The sequence below is a fragment of the Bacillus mobilis genome, assembly GCF_001884045.1.
Lineage (GTDB): Bacteria > Bacillota > Bacilli > Bacillales > Bacillaceae_G > Bacillus_A > Bacillus_A mobilis.
The window spans coordinates 12,752-36,130 of record NZ_MACF01000142.1; the positions used below are offsets into that span (position 1 = coordinate 12,752).

Genomic DNA, 23,379 nt, shown 5'->3' on the forward strand with positions numbered 1-23,379 from the left:
AGAGTATTCATTCATGCATTGTTATTTGTTCACAAATTCGATATAATTTGATTGAGTAAAGTCAAAATATTTTATTAATATAAAATTGTGTGATTAGGGGATATTTCAACAGAAAAGGGGTAATCCATCATGAAACACCTCGTAATACTAGGTGGCGGCTACGGTGGAATGAGAATTCTGCAGCGGCTACTTCCAAGCAACCAACTTCCAGATGATGTACAAGTGACATTAATCGACAAAGTACCATATCATTGCTTCAAAACTGAATATTATGCATTAGTTGCGGGTACTATTTCAGAAACGCATATTCGTATACCGTTTCCCGAGCACCCACGCCTCAATATTCAATACGGCACAATAACAAATATTGATCTTGAAGAAAAAGCTGTTCATCTCGATGGCGGCGAAGCGATCTCATATGATGATTTAATTATCGGTCTTGGCTGTGAGGATAAATATCATAACGTTCCTGGGGCGAAGGAATATACACATAGCCTACAATCGATTGAACAAACACGTAAGACATATGAACAATTAAATAGTCTAGAACCAAACGCAACAGTAGCTGTCGTTGGTGCTGGATTAAGTGGCGTTGAAGTTGCAAGTGAACTTCGCGAAAGTCGTTCTGATTTAAAAATCCACTTATTTGATCGAAAAGATAGAATTCTTTTCCCATATCCAGAGAAATTAAGTAGATACGTAGAAGAATGGTTCGTAAAACATAAAGTTACTATTATAAGAAACTCTAACATTACAAAAGTAGAACCAAACATTGTGTACAACCACGATGAACCACTTGAATGTGATGCAATTGTCTGGACAGCTGGTATTCAAGCAAATGAAGTTGTTCGAAACCTTCCAGTTGAACAAGATGGTAGCGGACGGGTTGTTTTAACAAAATATCACAATATTCCGAATAACGAGCACGTATATGTTGTAGGCGATTGCGCAGCACTTCCGCACGCTCCATCTGCCCAACTTGCTGAAGGTCAAGGAGAACAAATTGTCCAAATATTATTAAAACGTTGGAATAATGAACCACTTCCTGACGAACTACCTGTTATTAAATTAAAAGGTGTTCTCGGTTCTCTTGGGAAGAAGCACGGCTTCGGTTTACTAGCAAACCAACCATTAATGGGACGTGTACCGAGATTATTAAAATCCGGTCTTCTTTGGATGTACAAATATCATAAAGGTTAATACTTTACAGGCTGTCTACTAAGCAGGCAGCCTCTTTTATTCGTTAACATATAATTATCAGACACATCTTTCTCAATATGAATAATGATTTATTTTTCATTTTTATATTAAAAACTATCGATAAACAGTGTATGCTATTTATAAGTTGTTTTATTTCCTTTAAGACCGAAGTCATTCGGTCTTATTTTTTGTGTTGTAAATACTTTTACAGGAGGCATTCCATTTTACTTATGAACGTAACGAAACTAAACGATCGAATAGAAGCGAAGAAGAAAGAATTGATCTATCTCGTTGAAAAGTACGGATTTACTCACGATAAAGTAATTTCTTTCAGCCAAGAATTAGATCGTTTACTTAACTTATTAATAGAACTCAAAACAAAGAAAAAACGTTGCTCTTTATAACCGGTATCTTCTCTTTTTTGATACGATATAACTAGAATCAGAAAGGAGCCATCTATGTTTATATTAAAAGACGTTACATATAAAGATATACTACACATTCCTTATTTACAGATTCAAAAAGAAAAAATCACATGTATTATCGGTGAGAGTGGGAGCGGAAAAAGCACATTGCTTCGTATGCTAAATGATTTGCAATCACCAACCTCTGGTACAATTGAATATAACGGAAAATTAATTTCTGACTATCCCCCTATTCAATTACGACGTGATGTAATCATGCTTGGACAAACGCCACCTATTTTTGATGGAACGATTAAAGACAATCTATTAATGGGACTTCGTCTTTCTGAAAAACCATTTCCAAATGATAATGCTCTGCGAAGCGCATTAACGACTGTTAGCTTAGAAAAAAATTTAGAAGACAACGCTGATTCCTTATCAGGCGGGGAAAAACAACGACTTGCTTTTGCACGTATCGTACTTATGGATCCACCTGTCTATTTATTAGATGAACCAACCTCGGCGCTAGATAGCGATACAGAACGCCGCGTTATGAAACAATTTACTATGCTAGCAAAAGAAAAGAAAAAAACAGTTATCTTCATCACACACTCGCAACAACTTCCAGAAGAAATTGCAGACGATATTATTGAGATTAGCAAAGCAAACGGTGCAACTAGAAAGGAAGTGCTCTCATTTGAAGGGCGTTATTGAACTCCAAATTTGGCAACTTGCCGCTGCATATATTTTCATTCTTATATTAATTGGACTTGTAAAATTAAAAGGAATACCACGCGAAAAACAAATTGCGCTCGCAACATTCCGTATGACGATTCAGCTCGTACTTGTTGCATATGTCCTTACATACGTATTTGAAAATAGTAATCCATTTTATACAATTGCTCTTATTACTTCTATTACTACCTTTGCAATTTTTAATATTTATAACCGAGTTAACATCCCAATGTCAAAAGACTTAAAACGAGTAGCCGCTCTTTCCATGGTTGCCGGATCAATTGGACCACTTCTACTATTTATCTTTGTTATTATCGGTCACGATCCTTGGTATGCACCGCAATACATCGTTCCGATTACAGGAATGTTAGTTGGGAATGCGATGACAGGTGTTTCTCTCGGTGCAAATACGTTCTTAAACAATATGAAATCGCAAAGAGGCCAAATTGAAGGTGCCCTTATGCTCGGCGCAACACCGAAAGAAGCCGCCGCTCCGCTCATCCGTGACGCTTTTGACTCTGCTATTTTACCAACGATCAATTCTATGGTCGGAATGGGAATTATAAGCTTACCAGGCATGATGACAGGACAAATCTTATCTGGTGTATCACCATTTACAGCTATTCAATATCAAATTGCTATCATACTCGGTATTTCAGGAAGTACTGCCTTTGCTGTTATTATCTTCTTACAGCTTGGATATAAAACTTTCTTTAATAAGCGGTGTCAGTTGAAAGAGATTGACCATAGCGCGCGGTAAATGTTGCACTGTTCACGGTAAATAAAATTATATCGACGATTTTTCGAATATATCTATCGTAACTCAAAATATATCAACGATTTTTGAAATATATCGACGATTCGACAAGGAATATCGACTTACCGACAAAAAATGACAATAAAAAAAAGGAGGCTAATCGCCTCCTCTTTTTTATTACTTACGCCTTCTTAACGAATTGTGATTTTAACTTCATAGCTCCGAAACCGTCGATTTTGCAATCAATATCGTGATCGCCATCAACTAGACGGATACTCTTTACTTTCGTACCGATCTTCACAACTGAAGACGTTCCTTTTACTTTTAAATCTTTAATGACAGTAACAGCATCGCCGTCTTGAAGAACGTTTCCGTTCGCATCTTTTACAACTTTTGCACCATCATTATTTTCAGTTTCTGCTTCTTGGCCCCACTCATGAGCACATTCTGGACATACGAAAAGAACGCCATCCTCATACGTATATTCTGAATTACATTTTGGACAATTTGGTAAAGTAGCCATAAATTCATTTCCTCCGTTCATTATTTATACGTAAAAATCAAAATTGATGTTTACATCTCGATAAATAAAATTTGTACAGCATTTCTTTATAGTGCCACAGTCTTACGTTATTGACAAGCCTACCTCAAATTCTCATTTTTTATTGTATTTTACAAATTTTCAATTCGTATGGTGTTTTGTATTCACATTTTTCGATAATTAGTTTATTCGACATGTACTTCTTCCATCCAACTGCTCGTCTTAGATTTCACTACTATTAAGTGCTCATTTTCCCATTTTAGTTTGCCTAAAAATCTAGAATAGACTACTTCATTCCCTACTTCTTCTACGAGCAATTTATTTACCACTCTTAGCCCTTTATCATTATACACTTCACACATTAGCTGAAATCCTTCCGAACGGTGAATTCCTTTTAATATAGCTGTTTTCTTTCGGCTTGGGCTCTTCTTCGGTGTTTTATCCACTAAAAACACAATCTCATAATTCTCTTTCTCTATTTCTTGAAGCGCTTCATTCACATACTCTTTAATCGTTTCTAATGATAGATTTGAATATTTTTCAATAGCTGGTACGACATAGAGGTAAACCAACTCACAAAAATGCTTATACTTCTCCTCAACTGATTCCACATTTAAAAATTGCATATAATCATAAGGTACGAATATACAAATTTCTCCCAGTGTCTCATGTAGTTCATAAGAAATATCTTTATTAGGGTTTGCTAGGCAATATATATCTATATGTTCTACAGTTCCTAATCCAAGATTCACCCTACTTAATTCCTTTGAGAAAATCAATTCAAAAATTCTCATTTCATGTAATCGATTATAATGTTTTTTAGGACGTTTCTTAGCCCAATCATAAAAATAAACATCCATCATACGACCTTTCCCTCCTAACATATAAAAAGAAGAACCTTCACAAGATTCTTCTTTCCAAAATGAACGAGTTCTCACTAGAACCCCCAACCATTCTCTTCAATGTAAAATTGATACTCTTCTAACTCTTCTTCACTTAACTTCTTATTATTCTCATATACCTCTTGCCACTCGAAATAATCTTCATCGAAATAAACAGCAAATTTTATTTTCACATTTTTCTTCTCTGTATAATCATAACCAGTAAATTCTACTACGTCATAATCTTTTTCTTTCTTTACAAGCTTCCACGTTGGATTATCCGTCATAATCTCTAAAGTAAAACCTTCATCACTTGAACGAACAACATTTTTAATGTTCGGCTCAGTTGGTAAAAGGGAAAGTCCAAACATAGCTCCACCAAATACTATCGTCACTATAACTTGTAAACCAATCATGCCAGCAAAACTAGCTCCACCCTTTGATTGTAAGTAATACGCCTTCTCATGATCAGGCATATTTTCTCCCTTATGTAAAATACGGGCAGCGTGCTTATAATATAAACGGTTTCCTTGCCATCCAGTAAATATCATCATTCCTAATTGAAGAACTAAACTAAACGTTAAATAAATCCCATCTGAAATATCTATAAAAGGAGTTACAACGATACTAGGTACCGCTAATAACGTAAGTATAATAAACAACTTATACATTTTACGATAGGCTAACCAAAAAGTTGGGAAGAAAAAGGCTACCCAATTCCACGTATTTCCTTGCGCTGGATTTTCTACTTTGCCCCACTTAAAGTCATAATACGCCGTATTCTTTTGAACGACTGTATGTAACTGTTGCGGAGAAATTGTTTCTTGTAAAACAGTGTCCTTCACGTACATCATCCTTTTCTTCTTTCTATATACATGTATTTTATAGAAAGAAAAAGAAGGATTCTAACAAAAAGTACATATATTTCATAAAATTGAACAGAAATCGAATATATTCCGACAATTATCCGTTTATTATTCCATTTTACTTTTAAATATATTAGAATACTTATGAATGATAGGTTTAATACACTAAGTTAAACTTTTTATATATTTAATACTAAAAATGTTTCACATGAAACTATCTATATTTCTTATTATCTTGCTATCATTTTCGATTTGCTACAAACATCGATCCCATATAAAAAGCTAGTAGGAAACACAATATAATTGCACTTCCCGCTAAACCTTTATCACACTTTTTATATCCCCCTACAACGCCCAAGTAATATTCATCTCTTCAAACGACTCCTTACTAACTTCCAATCCTTCACTATCATCCGTTCCGATCATCACTACTTCTTCTTTAGATAACATAATTTCCTCGTTTGGATTTTTGATTTTTCTCTCATACACGAGTTGTAAAAGCTCTATTTGCTCTTCTGTCAGCTCATATTCTTCTTCTAATCTTTCTATTGCTGATTGCAGATCAAGTAGCGGAATTTCTAATAAGAATCCGCCATGCTCTTCCATCTCTTCAAATGAATCAATTGAATACGCACCACTATCCTCAATCCAAAATGCAGTTGTAATAAAAGGAACTGTTTCGCCTTCTACTTCTTCTAATACGTATTGAAGTGCTTCTTCTTTCGCAATGTCTATCACTTCCGAAGGTGCCCCTTCAAAATAATTTGCCGCATCAATCCATTCATCAATTCTTTCACTATTCACATCCTGCAGACATACGATCGTGTAATTCGGATGAAACGTAATTGTCCCTTGTCCGCCTTGAGTATCTTGCATACTATAGTTAAATCCGTCCCATGAACTTTCATGTGAGAAATCTGGACAATGCGCTACATTAATTGCATGGGCAATCGACTTTAAGATGCACCCTTTCCATAGTTGTTCTTTATTTATATGTAATTTATATTTACTCATCATCTTCCCCCATACACATATTTTTTCTATTATCTTTCCTCTACATAATACTTGTAAAGCCTTTTCTACCTACTACAAAATAAGAAAGACGCCCTTTTCAAAAAGGCGTCTTTTTATAGCTGGAAATTCACCAATAAATAAAATGAATTGTTTAATACATGAATTCCAATTGGAACGAGTAAATTATTTGTTTTTTTATATGTGTAGGCTAAACATACACCCATACCAAAAATATATAAAACACTCCCTACTGTAAGGGGATGACCTAAAGTAAATATAGAAGCACTTATAACGGCACTACTAAGTATAGAGAAGCGCTGAGATAATTTCATAAAAAACATACCTCGGAATACAAGCTCTTCCCAAATCGGTGCAAAAATCGTGAGTACAACTACGTATAAAATGATTTCACTTTTAGTAGGCTCTATTACTATATTAGATTCATCCACACGAAGTCCATGTGGTAAAACTAAATTTAATACCGCAAGATATATAAGCAGTACGATCATCGTCATTACTATCGTTACATAATGTTTAAAATTATTGAACTGTATTGATTTTACTAACTGCACACAATAATTTCTTGCTGGTGAGTATATTAAAATAATAGTAAGAAATGTTAAAGGCGGAATAAGATGATCTACATACCATGGATATAAGGAAGAGTCATATGTAATGTTTAAAAAACCAATTCCATGCATGACCCCAAAAATAATTATTATCATGCTAATTACTTCGCGCATACTCATTACTACATTCTTTTCTTCATAAGAAGCTAATTCTGTATTCACCCTATCTCCTCCAGTATAATTAAACCTTTTAAACCATTATATACCAATTTCAACACAAAAACAGACGATACAACCTAATGTATCGTCTGTTTTTCCCTACCATTTCTCTCTACACGTTTCAATTAAATGCAGTAAGTACTTCCTCGTCATATCTGCCCGTCTCCACCTTGAGAGCATTCGCTTTTCTTTTGGATTCTGCCGTATCCTCGCTACTTCTTTTAATAAAATCTCCCATTCTTCCCCTGAACGTTCTAACAAGTATTGCAATCCACTATCTTTGGAAACGATTGTTTTATGATCTAGTGTATATAAAATACGGCCCATCGTAACGACAGCTGATTCTACCCACTCTTCTATAAAAAATAAATATGGCTGTTTCGCCTTTTCACTCCAGTACTGTTCTACATTGTATTTCATCGTATTTACTACATCATTCCATCTTATTTGAAACGGAAGATCTTCCGCTTCTTTCCCGATAACTGTAATACCTTGATTTTTTAATGTCCACCATGTGACCGCATTAATATCCCAATGACCTATATCCGCTTTACCATCTGCACAATACGCGTACTCATTCATTTCATCATTGTATTTCCCTAAATCAGCAAGCGGAATATACATACCATCCATTCTTTCACCTAACGTACTATCACTAAGCTTCTTATGAAGTTCTACAAGTTGCTGTTTTTCAGCTTCATTCACAGAATCACTTATTACTGTAACAAAATCAACATCGCTCGTTTCTGCATGAAATGCACCGAGTGCGATGGAGCCGTAAATATATACCCCGACTATTTTTTCATCCAAAAAAATTTCTTTTAATTCTACGGTGTACTGCTCCATTAACTGTTGTACTTCCGTTGGTAACGAATGCTTCACTCCATTTTTCACATCTATCCCTCCATTAAAAAAAGCCTTCGCAAATTCGCAAAGGCTTCCTGTTTTATAAATATTTCTCGATTTCTTCGTAAACATCCTTCAAACGAGGATTTCCTTCTCCAACAATTTCTCCATTTACAAGAACGACCGGATAAAATAGATCTTCCTCCACTACGCGCTCTGCGAATGCTTTTTTATCCTCATCTTCTTGTTTTTCTTGAAAATCAATATACTCGAAATTAAATTTATTTTCTTGTCCTTCATATTTACGACCAATCGCCGCTTGTAGCCACTCAAACGTTTCTGTTGAAGATGGCATTCCAACGCAGCTCGCACAAATTACTTTCGTCCCATACACTTGCACATTAACCATTTCTTCTCCCCCGCCTCTTGTTTCAACAGCATATTAAGATGTCTTATTACATAAGCACATCATTTTACAAACTTATTCCCTACCCCTATACTGAAAAAACACGATAAAATATTTCGACAATAAAACAAGAAGAGAAAAAATAGATTTTCCCCTCTATCTTGATTATAATAAAACTGATGAAAGGAGTCGATAAAAATGGAAAACCCACATATGGAAGAACAAGTATTAGAAGTATTAGATAAATTACGTCCATTCTTACTTCGCGATGGCGGAGACGTTGAATTAGTAGACATTGAAGAAGGTATCGTAAAATTACGCCTTATGGGTGCTTGCGGAAGCTGCCCAAGTTCTACAATCACACTAAAAGCTGGTATCGAACGCGCATTACTTGAAGAAGTACCAGGCGTTATTGAAGTAGAACAAGTATTTTAATTAAAAGCGGAAGCGGCTCGTTCAAAATGTGAGGAGGATGGAGCTTCTGACATATAGGCGCTTTTTGCCTCGGCGGAAGAAGCGAAGCCACCGAACATTTTAGCCGCTGGAGCTAGATATTAATCTAAAAGCGGAAGTGGCTCGTTCAGAATCGCTTCCTAGAAAGAGACCCAAATGGGTCTCTTTTTTTATTCAAATAGCACCTCTCCTTTAACATCATAAAACAAAATTGGAAATCCTTCTCAAAAAGTGAGATAATTAATACTATAGAATCGTTCACACATATACAGAAAAAACATAGGGGGACGACACATGCCAAGAATGGGAAACACTTTTTTAACAATTCAAGAACTAGAAAAGAAAAAAGAGTATTTATTAGATCTTTCATCCGTTATACCAACGTGGAATGCGAGCTACCAATTTTTATTTAAAGAAATCCAGCAAGAATTATTGAGTAAAGTAAATGAAAAAATCGAACAACATCAATTCATTTTAAATATATGTGCAGATCAACAGGTAGGGGCATAATGTATTACATACAATTGTAGTATAAAAAAAGAGACCTCAATCGGTCTCTTTTTTATTTTAAGATAGCCAATCTAATTTTTTAATCCCTAACTTATCAACTGGTAAACGAAGTGAGCCATAAAAATGCTTCATAAATTGCTCAGAGCGGTTCACATCGTGTAAAATGGCTTCTAAGCGATCTCTATATATGCTTTTTTGTTCTTCGTTTCCTGTTTGGTAATATCGTTCGACTGTTTCAAAGTAGTGAAGTGGGAACAGGAGCCTTGCAAATAATAAGCGCCAACCAAATGAGGATAGCGAATAATTTCGTTCATAGTCTGTAACAAATTGAACGATTGTTTGCTCCCAGTCTTTCTGTTTTTCTATCATCATATAGCGGATTAATTCTGCCATATCTCGAGTTGGGTGATCATACACCCAATCAAAAGGAAGTTTGAGGCGCTTCGTTTGATGCCATAATAAGGGTGTAAATCGTTCTTGGCAAATTGTTGCTGCATCAGTCATTTGCGGCGTATCATCCATCTCTGTATCGACAACATACTGAATTGCATTTTCTGCAACTCCTAAGTAATACGGGAAGGATTCAATAAACAATTGATCGAATACGTCTGTAGGGTGGTTCATCACTTGTGATTGCCAAAACTTTTCTAATTGATCGAGCCTTTTTTCCCATAACGCTTTCCATTCACCAATGCGGCTTAATTGCTCGATTTCTTCTGGAAAGAATGCGCCTCGTTTATGGAATATAGAAAGCTCACTTCCTAATGATGTAGCATGTCGTTCTAACGCACGCATACCTTTTAATAAGCAGTAATTTTGTTCTTCTATCTCGCTTACATAGTAGCCGTGTATAGTCGGAACGAAAGTCGCTACAGTTATATCCCCTTGCTGGTTCATATAGTCACTGAGCTTTTTCATCTCTACAAGTACTTCTTCCTCCATTTCTCCAATTGGAACAAGTACATAAATTTTGTTGCGAATCCAAAAGCTTTTATAGGGGCCAAGGGGGATTAATTCTTTAACATGCATGTGATAATGCTCATAAATATGATGAATCATCGCAGTCGCCACCTATGGTTTTTCTTTATATATATGAGCTTGTGCTCGCCTTTCATTCCTATGCACATGATAAAGCAAAGAAACGTATACAAATACTAAAAAGAAAAAAAGGTGATAAACATGAAAGAATCAAATCAACTACAAGAAAGAGCATTACAACTATTACAAGAGCGCGGTGTAACAATTGACGATATTGCTGAGCTTGTTCATTTTCTTCAAAAAAAATATCATCCAAATTTAGAGATGTCAGAATGCCGTTATAACGTTGAGCGTGTATTATCAAAACGTGAAGTACAAAACGCACTGATTACAGGTATCGAACTCGATGTTCTTGCTGAAAAAGGAATGTTAAGTGAGCCGTTACAAGATATCGTAAAACGTGATGAAGGCTTATACGGAATTGATGAAGTGATCGCACTTTCTATCGTTAATGTGTACGGCTCTATCGGTTTCACGAACTTTGGATATATCGATAAATTAAAACCTGGTATTTTAGAATACTTAAATGATAAATCAACTGGAAAGGTGCACACATTCCTTGATGATATCGTTGGCGGAATCGCTGCCGCTGCTTCAAGCCGTTTAGCGCACCGAGCTGATCATTCGGAGTAAAATACGAAAGACCGTCAGTTTCATACTGACGGTCTTTCATATTCCATAATCATAAATTCTCTTCCGCGACTCAAAAAAATAGGACCTTGCTGAAAACCTATGTTTTTATATAGCGTAATCGCCCTTGTATTAAATGTCGCTACGCTAAGTCGAAATGTCTTCGGTTTATATTCTTTCGCTGCAAAGGCTATCCCAGCTTGAAAAAATATCTCCCCCAACCCTTTCCCCGTTAACGCTGGCTTCATGCCAAGTCCGATATCAATTACATCTTCTCCACCATATAAATGAGCATCTCTTCCCCCTGGCACTTGTGCATTTTCCCCAAAACAAAAATAGCCGATAAACTCTCCCTTATCGTCACAACAACCATAATACGTCCCATCTAATAATTCTTCTATTGCTTCTTCCTCTCCTGAAAAACTATACAAATCATAAGGTTCTTCATACGTCCACGTATTTATCTCATTTGCTTCTTCTTCTGTTAACTTATGTATATCCATCCTTCTCTCCCCCTATTATATTTCTACTAACAATATTCGATATTCATCTTATAATTCATCTTTCTCAATATATTTTTTAAATTTATTATTTCATTTTCATGGAAGATTTTCCTTATTATGTTACGATTAAACAGAATTATTTGAAATAAGGTGGTGACAATTTGAATTACTTTTCTTATCTCTCCTTAGAAGAACGTCAAAAATTTTTCTATAAAGAACCTCTTAGTTTTTCAAAAAGTATAGAGAAAGAGCAATTAGCTTACGCATTAGGGGCTACACTGTATACTCCTGGTACGAAAGAAACGATTGCGGAAGATATAATTAGAAAAAAACATGTGGAAGCTACCTCTATTATTTTTTGTCTAGAAGACTCTATTAGCGATGAGGAAGTAAAATTTGCAGAGCAAAACATCGTCGTTCAAATACAGCAAATCGCCAACTTAGTCAGTGCCAACATACTAAGTCAATCAGACATTCCACTTCTTTTTATTAGAGTTCGACAGCCAAGTCAAATGAAGACAATTGTTACTGAATTAGGTAGTGCCGTTCATTGCTTATGTGGTTTCGTCTTCCCAAAATTCACACCCGTTAATGGAAAGACTTATATCGATCAGCTTGCATATATAAACGAACTATATTCATTATCCCTTTATGGAATGCCGATTTTAGAATCACCAGAAATTATGTATAAAGAAACACGCGTAGAGTCGTTATTACAAATAAAAGATTTACTAGATTCCTATCGTGATTACATCTTAAATGTACGTATTGGCGCCACTGATTTTTCAAGTATATTTGGTATTCGGCGCAATAAATACACACCAATCTATCATATTACCGTTGTTCGTGATTGTATTTCAGACATTATTAATATTTTCTCCAGAGCGACAAATGAATATGTTATTTCAGGATGTGTATGGGAATATTTTTCTAATGATTACGAAAAAGGGCTCATTCAAGAGGTATCGCTTGACCATGCAAATGGATTAATCGGAAAGACAGTTATTCACCCATCTCATATTAAAGTTGTACAAGCAATGCACATTGTCACAATGGAAGATTATTTAGACGCAAGGTCAATTTTACAAAATGCAGATACGTATAACGGAGTGCTAAAAAGCAGTTTTGCTAACAAAATGAATGAAGTAAAACCACATTATAACTGGGCTCGCAAAACCATTTTAAAATCTAATATTTACGGGGTGCTACATGAAAACAAACAATTCACCGACTTCCTTATTACAAACGCAAAACAACACGTATAACGTTTTAAATAATATAAAGGTTCATGTAGAAGTACGTGATAATCCATATAACTTAGAATTAAACAATCTTTTTCAAATGGCAGCGAGGATAAATAAGAAGCGGAGTTTTTTATTTGTGAGTACAATTCTTGGAAAGCATCTTCCTATTAAACCGGCAGTCTCTCTAGCAAGTGGATTTGCTCTCGCTGCAAGATATATGGAAATACTACATAATACTTTTCATCCGTTTCAAAAAGAAATTTTAAATCTTATTTCATTAGAAGTTGATGAAATTCCAGAAGAAGTATTTCATTATCAATATCCCTTGCAAGAAGAAGTGTTATTTATCGGATTCGCTGAAACAGCAACTGCACTTGGCCATTCTATGTTTCAATGCTTTCAAAATGCAAAGTATGTACATACAACCAGGGAATCGATACCCAATCTCGAATCTGTCATTACATTCGAGGAAGAACATTCTCATGCAACATCACACCGTTGTTATGTCGATAAGAGCTTTTTTCAAAACAACAATCCAATCGTTCTCGTAGATGATGAGATGACAACCGGAAAAACCGCACTAAATATTATCAGATCCATTCAACAGCAATTTCCACGAGAAGAATATACCATTGCTTCTTTATTAGACTGGCGTTCTAATACTAATAGAAGACAATTTAAACAACTAGAAGAAGAACTTCAAATAAAAATTCATGTTATTTCTTTATTAGAAGGAATCATTCATACAACTGGCCAACCGTCGAATGTTTCAAAACCAACTATGCAAACTGAAGAAACAAAACCTTATTTCAAAAAGCATACCATTACTTGTCCAACATTATCCTATACATCAAATTACATAAAATATACTGGACGCTTTGGCATTTCATCATATGAACAAAAGCACATTCATTCTTTTACTCAAGAAGCAGGAAAAATGTTACAAAGAAAGAGAATTGGAAAACGAGCGCTCTGCCTCGGAACGGGCGAATTTATGTATATTCCAATGAAAATCGCTGCTGAAATGGGTGAAAATATTTTATATCAATCTACAACACGAAGTCCTATCCACCCTGTTTCAAATGATGTGAACTACGCCATTCATAATCATTTCCCATATCCAAGTCCCGAAGATTCTACTATTACAAATTACTTTTATAACATTTCACCTCATGATTACGATGAAGTATTTGTTTTTCTGGAACGTGATGTAAAAGAAGAAGCCCTATCTCCTCTTCTATATCAGTTACAAACAGTTATTCCCTGTATTCATATCGTCTCATTTTCAAATAGCACAGAAAAGGAAGGTTGATAATTATGGTAAAAGTAAATTCTCATATTAGTAGTTACGATCCAAATGATGCTATTTTTCTATTAAAAGATATTAGTGATTTAATGAAAGAAAGTTCCACAGAAACTAGAGAACAAGCAATTCAAGCCGGCACACATTATTCTGAAATGTTACCAGTAGAATATAAACCATCTAAAGCATATATGGACTTATTCTTTTCCTCCCTGCAACAATACAAGCACAAACTAGCAACTGCAGTTGGAGTTGTCGCTGAACAAATTATACAGACTAAAGGAACGAATCTTGTCCTCGTCTCATTAGCTCGTGCTGGTACACCTATCGGGATTCTTATAAAACGCTATATACGCTATCAATATAACCTTGATGTACCTCACTATTGTATTTCCATTATTCGTGGACGCGGTATCGATGAAAATGCACTTCGCTATATTTTAGAACATCACCCTAAAGAAACAATTCAATTCATTGATGGTTGGACTGGAAAAGGTGCAATAAAAAAGGAATTGGAACATGCAGTACATACATTTAACGAGAGAAATAATACACACCTTTCTCATTGTATGGCTGTACTTGCTGATCCAGGTTACTGTACTTCAATTTACGGTACACGCGAAGATTTTCTTATCCCTAGTGCTTGCTTAAATGCAACCGTCTCTGGACTAATTAGCCGCACTGTACTAAATGACACCTATATTGGCCCAAGTGATTTTCATGGTGTTAAATATTATAAAGAGCTAGAACAAGAAGATTTATCAAATTACTTCATCGATGAAGTAACAAATCTATTCCCTTCTGTTCATTCTCATATAGATAATCAATTACATTATATTGCTTCAACATACACCGATCCATCTTGGCAAGGATTAAAAGATATACAGTCTATCCAAGCTCACTTTGAAATTGACGATATTAACTTAATTAAACCAGGAGTCGGTGAAGCAACTCGCGTATTACTCCGGAGAATACCGTGGAAAATTTTAATACGCAAGCAAAACAATCCCGATTTAAAACATATTTTACTTCTTGCTAAAGAAAAGAATGTCCCTATTGAAATATATGAGAATATGGCTTATTCATGTTGCGGGCTCATTAAACCTCTTAGGAGGGAAACAATATGATTTTTGCCAGTGATCTCGATCAGACGCTTATTTATTCCCGAAAATCATTTCGTGCGCCTATAGAAGATGAGTCAATTCAACTCATTGAAACCTTAGACGGAAAAGAAATTTCTTTCATATCACATAAAACCATTTCACTACTAAAAAAATTGCAACTGCACTCATATTTTATCCCAGTTACAACAAGAACGATGGAACAGTTTCAGCGTATTACTTTATTCCAAAATGAAATCATTCCCGAATATGCCATTACAAGTAACGGCGGTAATATCCTTCATGACGGCAAGCAAGATGTTACTTGGAACAAAGAAATAAAAAAAAGACTTTCAGTAGAATGTTTAGAGAGAAATGATATACTAAAGGAATTTGAACAAATCGCTCATAAAGATTGGGTTATATCACAAAAAACAGCTGATAATTTATTCCACTATTGCATCATTAAACGAGAGAACATTCCTTATGACGAATTAACATCCTTTATTTCTTGGTTAGACAAACAAGGCTGGGCTCATTCACTTCAAGGTAGAAAATTATATTTTGTACCGAAGCCTATTAACAAATGGGATGCTGTGCAATATATAAAAGAAGTGCTACAAATAGACACTATTATTACAGCTGGGGATTCTTTACTCGATTTATGCATGCTTGAAAAAGCTAACTATGCCTTCGCACCACTTCACGGTGAATTAGGGGCAACATATAATCACTTACAACCCCATGTTGTAAAGACAGATGCAATCGGCATATATGCCGCAGAAGAAATCGTAAATAAATCACTTCAAATTATTCACAGTTCATTACCTACCTCATAATCGAAATATGCACAATTGCATACGCATACCTATGAAACAAATGGTACAATTTTATTTGAATCGCTGTTGCTACACTTCTTGATCAAAGAAAAGGCGTTAAAACGGATATTAGCGCCTTATCAAACTCAAGCAATTGGCACATTTGTCATCATGAAAGACACTCGAAAGAGTGTCTTTTTTTTTATATCTCACGAGGACTTACTCATTTCAACATATAAACACATAAAATAATGTAACTCTTTACATGCATGAATCCTTTCCTCAAAGTTTTGAAGCAGATTCAAAATAAAAAAGCACTCTTGGCTAGAGTGCTTTTTACTTTCACATAAGGAGGTTCCATAGTATGGATAGTACTCTCGTATTTAACTTCGGCATTGGTATTGTTATCATTTTATTTGTTTTCTTTGTTCTTTGTATGAGCGGGGTATAACAATCTTTTATGCTGATAACTCTTTTAAAGTATCACTTAATTTAAACTTTCTTAATTGTAAGGAAGCAATCAATGCTGCCCCTGCCCCAAGTATCACGCTAGCTAGAGCCAATATGATAACTTGATTATACGGAATAATAATAACTGTTAACTCGAGACTCGATAACACAATATAACTAAACAAAATCCCACCAAAAATCCCTATACAACCCGCTATCGCTCCAAGTAAAGTTCCCTCTAATAAAACGATCCGTCTCATCTGCTTCGGAATAGCTCCTACCGCACGAATCATACTAATTTCAGCACGTCTTTCATGCAAGCTTGCGACAATCGCATTCATTAATCCTATACCAGAAATAATGAAAACAATTACAACTAACAAGCGAATTAACATCATCATTTGCGATAATAACTGCTCTTGTTCTTTCAATAAATCATAACTGTTTATAACTTCTACATTCTCTTTATTATTTGTAACTTGTTTTACTTGCTTCTTAATCGCTTCAAACGATTGATTAGAATTTGTCATAATTTGAATTGCTTCATATCCTTGTACGTGAAACTTATCGCGAGCCCATTGTTCATTTACGAAAATATCCAAACTCCTTAACCTTAATCCTTGCTCAATAATCGAAACGACTTTAATTGTTTGTTTTTCTTTCCCTTTTCCTTGTACGTCAACCGTATCATGCAACTGAAGCCCTAAATTTTTAGCCACTTCCTTCGTAACGACTCCCTCACCATCTTGTAATGGCTTATTTAAAGCTTGTCCTGCAATCACTTTCGCCTTTGTTACTTTCTGGTACGCTACAATATCGTTTCCTACAACTTCCATTGAATCATAGGTCAAATTGTTTTTTTTCATAAATTCATACCATTCTTGATTCGCTTTTTTAAAGTCATAATTCACAAGCTTTGCGGTAAAGTCAGTAGCATTCCCAACACTCGATTCCACACCATCAATTTTTCTAACCTTCTCCATCCAACTAAACGGTAATGTTTCTATTCCTTGCGACTCTACTGGAATTCTTACTACTAAGTCCGCTGGTAAATGTTTTTGTAACCCTTTTTTCATACCTTCATACATAGAATTTACATACATCGTTCCAACAAGTGCTAACATAAAACCAAATGCTAATATAGCAACCGACACGGCTGCCTTGTTTCGATAACGAATTACATTCCGGCTACTAATCGTCGTTTCAATTCGTAATATCATTTGAAACGGTTTTGCAATCACTGGTGCTATTACGCGAATAAATAACGGAATCGCCAATAACAAACCGACCGCAAATAAAAGCGCTCCTATCGCACTTGGATTAAAACCGATATACTGCTCTAATACGCTACCCGTGAGTCCAATAGCGGTACCAAGGATTAAAATGCTAAGACTAAAAGCACTCCATCTTTTTTCTTTTTTTTCATTACTAGGAAGACCAGGACGAAGTGCTTGAACTGGTGGAATCTTTCTAACCATGAAAGCTGGTATAATGGCCCCTATGATAGACATAACAATCCCTAGTAAAAAAGTAATGAGTAAAATCTCACCTGAGATCGAGAATGATGCTTTCCCTGCGCCCTCAATATTCACCCATTTATTAATGAATGATGCAGCAATTGTTTGCGTACCTGCTCCAAGAATAACTCCTGCTAGCGATCCGATTGCTCCAATGCATAAAGCCTCTAATAAAACGACTACTATAATTTGATTTGGGTTACTACCGAGCGCACGTAATAATGCCCACTGCTTAAATCGACTTCTAACAGATAAGAAGAAACTTCCCATTATTAAAAGAGCTACAACAAATAAAGCAATACCACCTAAACTAAAAATTAACGGCTTCATTACATTTAGTCGTTCAAACGCCTTATCAACATAAGTACGTTGATCCACCTTTATATTTTCTATCTTCTTATTTACATCAAGAGCAATTGCTCTTTTCACATTTACATCGGCTGTTTTCACTTGAACGAGGTTGAATTGATTTGGTAGATTTAATTCTTTTTGAAGCCAATGGATTGGAAAATAAGCCCCGTGCCCCATTGCTGCCATTAGCGGTGGATTTAAAATGCCGACGACTTTCACAGTCTTTTCTCCATGTTGCGGGAATGGCAACTGAATCGTATCTCCTACCCGTATATTTTCACGATCTGTATATCCTTTTGTCAGTGCTACTTCAGCCCCTTCTTTCGGATATCGACCTTCTAATATTTTATAAGAATTCATTTCTGGAGAATCTTGCTCCACCCCCCAATAGGACGGTTTTCCCGATAACTCTTTATAATTTGGAAAAGGATATGGTATAAGTACTTTTGATATTTTTTCAGCATTTTCTAAGCCATCTATTCCTTTTAAACTTTCATTATTTAAATACATATCATTTTTTATATAACCAAATTGTAAATTATAATCTCCATACCGGCTTACTACTTGTTCCTTCACGCTTTTCTCTACTGATTGATTACCTAGTAATAACATCGTCGCTAACATAACACCTAAAGCTGCACCGAGGGCAATCAACATATTACGTAACCAATTTTGTTTCATCGATTTTACTGCATACTTAATTACCCATCGCATCACCTTTACCCCCTACTTTAAAGTGACGATTCATAATCTCTTGAATGTGAGTAACTTGTTGCGGGATATTTCGAAACTTCCATCCTTTACTTTCAGCATGTTCATGAATCACTTCACCATCTAATAAGAAAACAACTTTATCCGCATGGGCCGCTACGAACGGGTCGTGCGTTACAATGACAGCTGTTTGCCCTAATTCATCACACGCATTGCGAAGTGCCGCAATTATGTTTTTGCTATTTTCCGAATCTAGTGCCCCTGTTGGTTCATCTGCTAATATAATAGCCGGCTCATTTGCAAAAGCTCTTGCAATCGCAACCCTTTGCTGTTGCCCACCTGATAACTGTGCTGGTAAATGTTTTTCTTTTCCCTTCAATCCGACAAGTTCTAATAATCGCTTTGCTGTCACCGTTGCCTTCTTTTGCGACACATTATCTAACAGTAAAGGTAATCCTACATTCTCCTCCGCACTAAACACTGGAATCAAATTAAACTGCTGAAAAATAAAACCGATTTTATGCCTTCTAAATAAAGCGAGCTCTTTTTCTTTTAATGTTGAAATCTCTGTACCATCAACTCGAATACTACCTACCGATGGAATATCTAATCCACCTAATAACTGCAATAAAGTCGTTTTCCCTGAACCACTTGCCCCCATAATACAAACAAAATCTCCTTTTTGAATTTGAAGATTAATGCCTTTTAATATCTTTACTTTACTATCCCCAATATCAAACGATTTTTCTAACCTTTCAATTTCAATAATATTCATCCCAATATCCCCTTCTCTCTCTATTTACCAATCTATATATTCTATTCAGAATGCAAAATCCCTACTTTTTTGTATTTTTTTGTCACATACTAACATGTATCCCATATTAGCTAATTACATTTTCACTTTATTTCTCACGTCAGAAAAGTTGACTCTCACAACAGAAGTAACCATAATAGTTACATAAATAAAAAAACTATTCACACATCCACAAATAGGAGGAAGAATAATGAAACATGTAATCGTTTATGCACACCCAAATACAGAAAGCTTCAACCATGCGATTTTAGAAACGGTAAAAAGTGAATTAGAAGAAAAAGGTCATGAAGTTCGCGTTCGTGATCTATACGAATTAAACTTCAATCCAGTATTAGGCGCTTCGGATTTCATCTCATTTTCTCAAGGAAATACACCAGAAGATATTAAAGAAGAGCAAGCGCACCTCTCTTGGGCTGATAGCATTACATTCATTTATCCAGTTTGGTGGGCGGGACTTCCTGCTATTTTAAAAGGATACGTTGATCGTGTATTTAGTCACGGCTTCGCTTATGCTTACGGTGAAAATGGTATCGAGAAGTTGTTAAGCGGTAAAAAAGGCTTATTATTATCTACAATGGGAAATACGAAAGAAGCATACACAGCAGGCGGTATGTTTGAAGCAATGAAGAAAACAGCAGATGTTGGTATTTTTGAATTTACAGGCATTGAAACAATTGAGCATACATTCTATACGAGTGTCCCTTCTGTGGATGATAATGTGCGTAAACAATATCTTGAAGAAGTGAAAGATGTTGTGAATCGTGCATTTTAATAAAAAAACTCCGGTTGTTAAAACCGGAGTTTTTTATTTCGTCATTAATTTCGGAATATATCTTTGAAGAATGCTTTCTAACTCATTCATATCTTCCTGTCTAATAAGTAAATTCACATTGTCATTCATTTTTTCTCGCCCACGATATAAAAATATATTTTCTTTTGGATTTTCCCATGTCGATGTTTTATAGCCTTTTAATTCTTCATATGAATAAAAGTTTAATCCGTCTACTACACCTTTTTCATATATTTTTACACTTTTAATAAGATTGATAGCTATTAAAGTCATAAAACAACTTGCTACAACATAACTACCCGACTGAATAAGAAACTGTTCAGCTGTATCCATATCGCCACTTACGTACTGAGCATATATATACATACATTGTCCAATGAAATATGCTGGCCCAAGTAAAGCAATCCACCGTCTCTTCACTCGTGGATATGTTGCAATAAGTTTTCCCGCACTTTTTTTCATTTCATTTATTTTATATATCTTCCATAGAACAAAAAACAAAACACATAATGTAAAAACAAACATAATACATGACATCCAGTACACTCTTATTCCCTCCTCTTGCATCATTACATATAAATTTTACATTTTATATAACAACAACGAATATGCAATTATGCATAAAAAAACAGGTAACCTATTCCGGTTACCTGCATTTCATTACATCTTCTCAATCCACTCCGTCAAGTTATGCACAACTTGCGTTGGTTGTACTTCATATTCTGTTAACTTCTCCACAGTTGTGACTCCAGTGTGGACAAGAAGCGTATGCATACCAGCATTTACTCCCGCCAAAATGTCTGTATCGTAGTTATCCCCAACCATTAATGCTTCATCTTTTCCTATACCAAGCACTTTTAACGCTTGTTCCATAATGATTGATTCTGGTTTTCCGATAAAGATTGGATCCACACCTGTTGATACTGCTACAACTGATGTTAATGAACCGTTACCTGGTAATAATCCGCGCTCAGTCGGAATAGCAATGTCTCCATTTGTAGAAATAAATGTTGCGCCGTTACGTACAGCAAGACAAGCTTTTGCTAATTTTTCATATGTGATGTCACGATCTAAACCGACAACAACGAAATCAGGATTTTCATCCACAAGTTCAAATCCTTTTTCCACAAGTGCATCATGTAAGCCCTCTTCACCAATCATATAAACAGTTGCGTCTTGTTTGCGTTCATAAATGAAGTTCGCAGTCGCCATGCTCGTTGTGAATATTTGCTCTGCTTTCGCTGGAATATCGAAACGAACAAGTTTTTCTGCCACCTGTTCTGGTTTACGCGTTGAGTTATTCGTAACGAATAAATAAGGAATGCCGCGCTCTCCTAATGCTTTTACGAAGTCGCTCGCTTCTTCAATTTGTTCTTCTCCGCGATACATCGTACCGTCTAAGTCAATTAAGTAACCTTTATACATCGATTATGTCTCTCCTTCTATGCTAACGTTCTCACCTATCATACCACTCTTATATTACCCGCTTTTTCCAAAGAAAAAAACGCTTTACCTTAAAGCGCCCCATAACGTTCATTTTTTCTCTTTTACTTGGTAAGAACAACTACAATCGCCCTCACACATGTTTGCTAACGTCTTTACATCTGCACCTGCAAATAAACGATTATACATCTCTTTTTCATCTTCACATACTTGCGGGAATCTCTCTGCAATTTCCTTTAACGGACAATTTTGTTTTTCAATTATGAAAGAGTTTTCTCCATCTCTCTTTATTTGAACCATATAACCATTTTTCTCTTGCATAGCTGCTATCTCTTGCACTTTATATGCTAAATTCTTTTGATTACTCACTCGCTTTTGCAACTGTTCTTCCATTCGCTTCGTTCTCTCTTTTAAAACGTGACGAAGTATTTTTTCATCACCCATCCGAGCTAAATCCTCTAGCATATCAATCGCAAATTGCTTATACTCCTTCGGGAATGTATCTTCTCCCTTTTCGCTTAATCCATACAAATAAGTTGGTCTTCCGACATGTTGCCTTACCATCTTGGAATAAATGAAACCATCTTTCTCAAGATTACTTAAATGTCTTCGGATCGCCATTTCTGTAATCTCTAAAACATCAGCTAGTTCTGCTACTGTATGCTCTCCCTTTACTTTCAACAATTGCACAATTTCATCTTTCGTCGTACGTGCTTCCCCCATGTTTCAACCTTCTCCCTTTTCTTTCTCACATACAATATAAGATCCCCAAAAAGGTACCTTGGGGATCTTATAAGCATAATTATTCTGGTACAAATGCAGATACAGGTCCTAATTCCTTCTCTAAATAACTGCGAATATTTGCTGGGTATTTCTCTACCACGGCAATATGTTTTTGAATCGTCTTATATAATTCATCATGATTCATTTGAATATAATCTTGCGTAAGCATTTTCCGAAGAAGAATCACTTCTTTCATTCCTTGTCCTTCTTCTGCACTTATCACTCGCTCGTCCATCAAAATATCGATAATATCTTCATAACTTCCTGGATCGCGCATAATAAATCCATCAATCATCGCATTCCCTACGTCTAATACACTATCAATAATTAGATGAGTTATGCGTTCTAATGCGTAAAATTCAAACTCGGTTTCATATATCTTTTTCTCTTGAAATGTACTTGTTGCTCGTTCTAAACATACTAGCATTTGTTCTATTTTCTTTCTGTCTACAAAATACATGAATGTCACCTACCTGGAAATTA

At 35.5% G+C, this 23,379-nt stretch carries 27 protein-coding genes; 12 read left to right on the forward strand and 15 right to left on the reverse strand.

The genetic code is table 11. The features are described from left to right. Positions 1 to 129: 129 nt before the first annotated feature. The 4 genes from BAQ44_RS27645 to BAQ44_RS27660 all read left to right on the forward strand — a co-directional run bounded on the left by BAQ44_RS27645 (position 130) and on the right by BAQ44_RS27660 (position 3,099). Complete coding sequence (locus BAQ44_RS27645) at positions 130 to 1,200, forward strand: NAD(P)/FAD-dependent oxidoreductase (protein WP_071724908.1); 1,071 nt, start codon at positions 130 to 132, stop codon at positions 1,198 to 1,200. Between the two features lie 230 nt (positions 1,201 to 1,430). Further along, positions 1,431 to 1,604, forward strand: a complete 174-nt coding sequence (locus BAQ44_RS30605; protein WP_063260526.1) for an aspartyl-phosphate phosphatase Spo0E family protein — start codon at positions 1,431 to 1,433, stop codon at positions 1,602 to 1,604. Between the two features lie 54 nt (positions 1,605 to 1,658). Then, positions 1,659 to 2,318 (forward strand): ABC transporter ATP-binding protein, encoded by a 660-nt coding sequence (locus tag BAQ44_RS27655; protein ID WP_071724910.1) that lies wholly within the window; start codon positions 1,659 to 1,661, stop codon positions 2,316 to 2,318. After that, positions 2,302 to 3,099, forward strand: coding sequence for an ABC transporter permease (locus BAQ44_RS27660; RefSeq protein ID WP_071724912.1), 798 nt, complete (start codon positions 2,302 to 2,304; stop codon positions 3,097 to 3,099). The genes BAQ44_RS27655 and BAQ44_RS27660 overlap by 17 nt, the downstream gene beginning before the upstream one ends. 178 nt (positions 3,100 to 3,277) lie before the next feature. Here BAQ44_RS27660 and phnA read toward each other — a convergent pair whose 3' ends face one another. From phnA to BAQ44_RS27695, 7 genes are all read right to left on the reverse strand, one after another. Continuing rightward, positions 3,278 to 3,619 (reverse strand): alkylphosphonate utilization operon protein PhnA, encoded by a 342-nt coding sequence (gene phnA, locus BAQ44_RS27665; protein ID WP_048528370.1) that lies wholly within the window; start codon positions 3,617 to 3,619, stop codon positions 3,278 to 3,280. A gap of 203 nt (positions 3,620 to 3,822) precedes the next feature. Continuing rightward, complete coding sequence (locus BAQ44_RS27670) at positions 3,823 to 4,500, reverse strand: hypothetical protein (RefSeq protein WP_071724984.1); 678 nt, start codon at positions 4,498 to 4,500, stop codon at positions 3,823 to 3,825. A 74-nt stretch (positions 4,501 to 4,574) separates the two neighbouring features. Further along, positions 4,575 to 5,369 carry a DUF2628 domain-containing protein gene (locus BAQ44_RS27675; protein WP_071724915.1) on the reverse strand — a complete coding sequence of 265 codons (795 nt, stop codon included), beginning with the start codon at positions 5,367 to 5,369 and terminating at the stop codon, positions 4,575 to 4,577. A 360-nt stretch (positions 5,370 to 5,729) separates the two neighbouring features. After that, positions 5,730 to 6,398 (reverse strand): hypothetical protein, encoded by a 669-nt coding sequence (locus BAQ44_RS27680; protein WP_063260522.1) that lies wholly within the window; start codon positions 6,396 to 6,398, stop codon positions 5,730 to 5,732. A 113-nt stretch (positions 6,399 to 6,511) separates the two neighbouring features. Next, on the reverse strand, positions 6,512 to 7,189 hold the full coding sequence (locus tag BAQ44_RS27685; protein WP_071724918.1) for a CPBP family intramembrane glutamic endopeptidase: 678 nt from the start codon (positions 7,187 to 7,189) through the stop codon (positions 6,512 to 6,514). A 96-nt stretch (positions 7,190 to 7,285) separates the two neighbouring features. After that, positions 7,286 to 8,164: a nucleotidyltransferase domain-containing protein gene (locus BAQ44_RS27690; RefSeq protein WP_084669662.1), complete on the reverse strand. Its 879-nt coding sequence runs from the start codon at positions 8,162 to 8,164 to the stop codon at positions 7,286 to 7,288. Continuing rightward, entirely contained in the window at positions 8,133 to 8,441 is a 309-nt protein-coding gene (locus BAQ44_RS27695; RefSeq protein WP_061679584.1) for a YuzD family protein, read from the reverse strand. The genes BAQ44_RS27690 and BAQ44_RS27695 overlap by 32 nt, the downstream gene beginning before the upstream one ends. Positions 8,442 to 8,636: 195 nt before the next feature. On the opposite strand from BAQ44_RS27695, the gene BAQ44_RS27700 reads away from it, so the two are divergent. After that, positions 8,637 to 8,873 (forward strand): NifU family protein, encoded by a 237-nt coding sequence (locus BAQ44_RS27700; protein ID WP_000431158.1) that lies wholly within the window; start codon positions 8,637 to 8,639, stop codon positions 8,871 to 8,873. A 312-nt stretch (positions 8,874 to 9,185) separates the two neighbouring features. Beyond that, positions 9,186 to 9,401: a hypothetical protein gene (locus tag BAQ44_RS27705; RefSeq protein WP_001137787.1), complete on the forward strand. Its 216-nt coding sequence runs from the start codon at positions 9,186 to 9,188 to the stop codon at positions 9,399 to 9,401. Between the two features lie 57 nt (positions 9,402 to 9,458). On the opposite strand, the gene yutH is transcribed toward BAQ44_RS27705, so the two are convergent. Next, complete coding sequence (yutH, locus tag BAQ44_RS27710; RefSeq protein WP_071724919.1) at positions 9,459 to 10,460, reverse strand: spore coat putative kinase YutH; 1,002 nt, start codon at positions 10,458 to 10,460, stop codon at positions 9,459 to 9,461. A gap of 120 nt (positions 10,461 to 10,580) precedes the next feature. Between yutH and BAQ44_RS27715 the strand changes: the two genes are divergently transcribed. Continuing rightward, a complete protein-coding gene (locus tag BAQ44_RS27715; RefSeq protein WP_000665102.1) occupies positions 10,581 to 11,072 on the forward strand; it encodes a phosphatidylglycerophosphatase A family protein in 492 nt (163 codons plus the stop codon). 20 nt (positions 11,073 to 11,092) lie between these two features. Here the strand turns inward: BAQ44_RS27715 and BAQ44_RS27720 are convergent, their stop codons facing one another. Beyond that, on the reverse strand, positions 11,093 to 11,572 hold the full coding sequence (locus BAQ44_RS27720) for a GNAT family N-acetyltransferase (RefSeq protein WP_071724921.1): 480 nt from the start codon (positions 11,570 to 11,572) through the stop codon (positions 11,093 to 11,095). A 161-nt stretch (positions 11,573 to 11,733) separates the two neighbouring features. On the opposite strand from BAQ44_RS27720, the gene BAQ44_RS27725 reads away from it, so the two are divergent. From BAQ44_RS27725 to BAQ44_RS27740, 4 genes are read left to right on the forward strand one after another with little or no spacing between them, the layout of a single operon-like run. Continuing rightward, positions 11,734 to 12,837 carry an HpcH/HpaI aldolase/citrate lyase family protein gene (locus BAQ44_RS27725; RefSeq protein ID WP_071724923.1) on the forward strand — a complete coding sequence of 368 codons (1,104 nt, stop codon included), beginning with the start codon at positions 11,734 to 11,736 and terminating at the stop codon, positions 12,835 to 12,837. Continuing rightward, entirely contained in the window at positions 12,782 to 14,128 is a 1,347-nt protein-coding gene (locus BAQ44_RS27730; RefSeq protein WP_071724925.1) for a phosphoribosyltransferase family protein, read from the forward strand. The genes BAQ44_RS27725 and BAQ44_RS27730 overlap by 56 nt, the downstream gene beginning before the upstream one ends. A gap of 5 nt (positions 14,129 to 14,133) precedes the next feature. Beyond that, positions 14,134 to 15,246 carry a cysteine protease StiP family protein gene (locus BAQ44_RS27735; protein ID WP_071724927.1) on the forward strand — a complete coding sequence of 371 codons (1,113 nt, stop codon included), beginning with the start codon at positions 14,134 to 14,136 and terminating at the stop codon, positions 15,244 to 15,246. Continuing rightward, a complete protein-coding gene (locus BAQ44_RS27740; RefSeq protein ID WP_071724929.1) occupies positions 15,243 to 16,058 on the forward strand; it encodes an HAD family hydrolase in 816 nt (271 codons plus the stop codon). Before BAQ44_RS27735 ends, BAQ44_RS27740 begins: the two co-directional genes overlap by 4 nt. A gap of 437 nt (positions 16,059 to 16,495) precedes the next feature. Here the strand turns inward: BAQ44_RS27740 and BAQ44_RS27745 are convergent, their stop codons facing one another. Both BAQ44_RS27745 and BAQ44_RS27750 read right to left on the reverse strand, forming a co-directional pair. Further along, positions 16,496 to 19,069, reverse strand: a complete 2,574-nt coding sequence (locus tag BAQ44_RS27745; RefSeq protein ID WP_071724931.1) for an FtsX-like permease family protein — start codon at positions 19,067 to 19,069, stop codon at positions 16,496 to 16,498. Further along, positions 19,053 to 19,841, reverse strand: a complete 789-nt coding sequence (locus BAQ44_RS27750) for an ABC transporter ATP-binding protein (RefSeq protein ID WP_061679588.1) — start codon at positions 19,839 to 19,841, stop codon at positions 19,053 to 19,055. Before BAQ44_RS27750 ends, BAQ44_RS27745 begins: the two co-directional genes overlap by 17 nt. Before the next feature lie 229 nt (positions 19,842 to 20,070). Here BAQ44_RS27750 and BAQ44_RS27755 point away from each other — a divergent pair, with 229 nt between their 5' ends. Beyond that, entirely contained in the window at positions 20,071 to 20,652 is a 582-nt protein-coding gene (locus tag BAQ44_RS27755; protein WP_071724933.1) for an NAD(P)H-dependent oxidoreductase, read from the forward strand. A gap of 33 nt (positions 20,653 to 20,685) precedes the next feature. Here BAQ44_RS27755 and BAQ44_RS27760 read toward each other — a convergent pair whose 3' ends face one another. From BAQ44_RS27760 to BAQ44_RS27775, 4 genes are all read right to left on the reverse strand, one after another. Then, positions 20,686 to 21,216, reverse strand: a complete 531-nt coding sequence (locus BAQ44_RS27760) for an iron ABC transporter substrate-binding protein (RefSeq protein ID WP_071724934.1) — start codon at positions 21,214 to 21,216, stop codon at positions 20,686 to 20,688. 114 nt (positions 21,217 to 21,330) lie between these two features. Next, on the reverse strand, positions 21,331 to 22,095 hold the full coding sequence (locus BAQ44_RS27765) for a 5' nucleotidase NucF (RefSeq protein ID WP_063260516.1): 765 nt from the start codon (positions 22,093 to 22,095) through the stop codon (positions 21,331 to 21,333). Between the two features lie 108 nt (positions 22,096 to 22,203). Then, positions 22,204 to 22,836, reverse strand: a complete 633-nt coding sequence (locus BAQ44_RS27770; RefSeq protein WP_063260515.1) for a helix-turn-helix transcriptional regulator — start codon at positions 22,834 to 22,836, stop codon at positions 22,204 to 22,206. Positions 22,837 to 22,915: 79 nt separating this feature from the next. Continuing rightward, positions 22,916 to 23,356, reverse strand: coding sequence for a DUF86 domain-containing protein (locus tag BAQ44_RS27775; protein WP_061678031.1), 441 nt, complete (start codon positions 23,354 to 23,356; stop codon positions 22,916 to 22,918). Between the last annotated feature and the right edge of the window lie 23 nt (positions 23,357 to 23,379).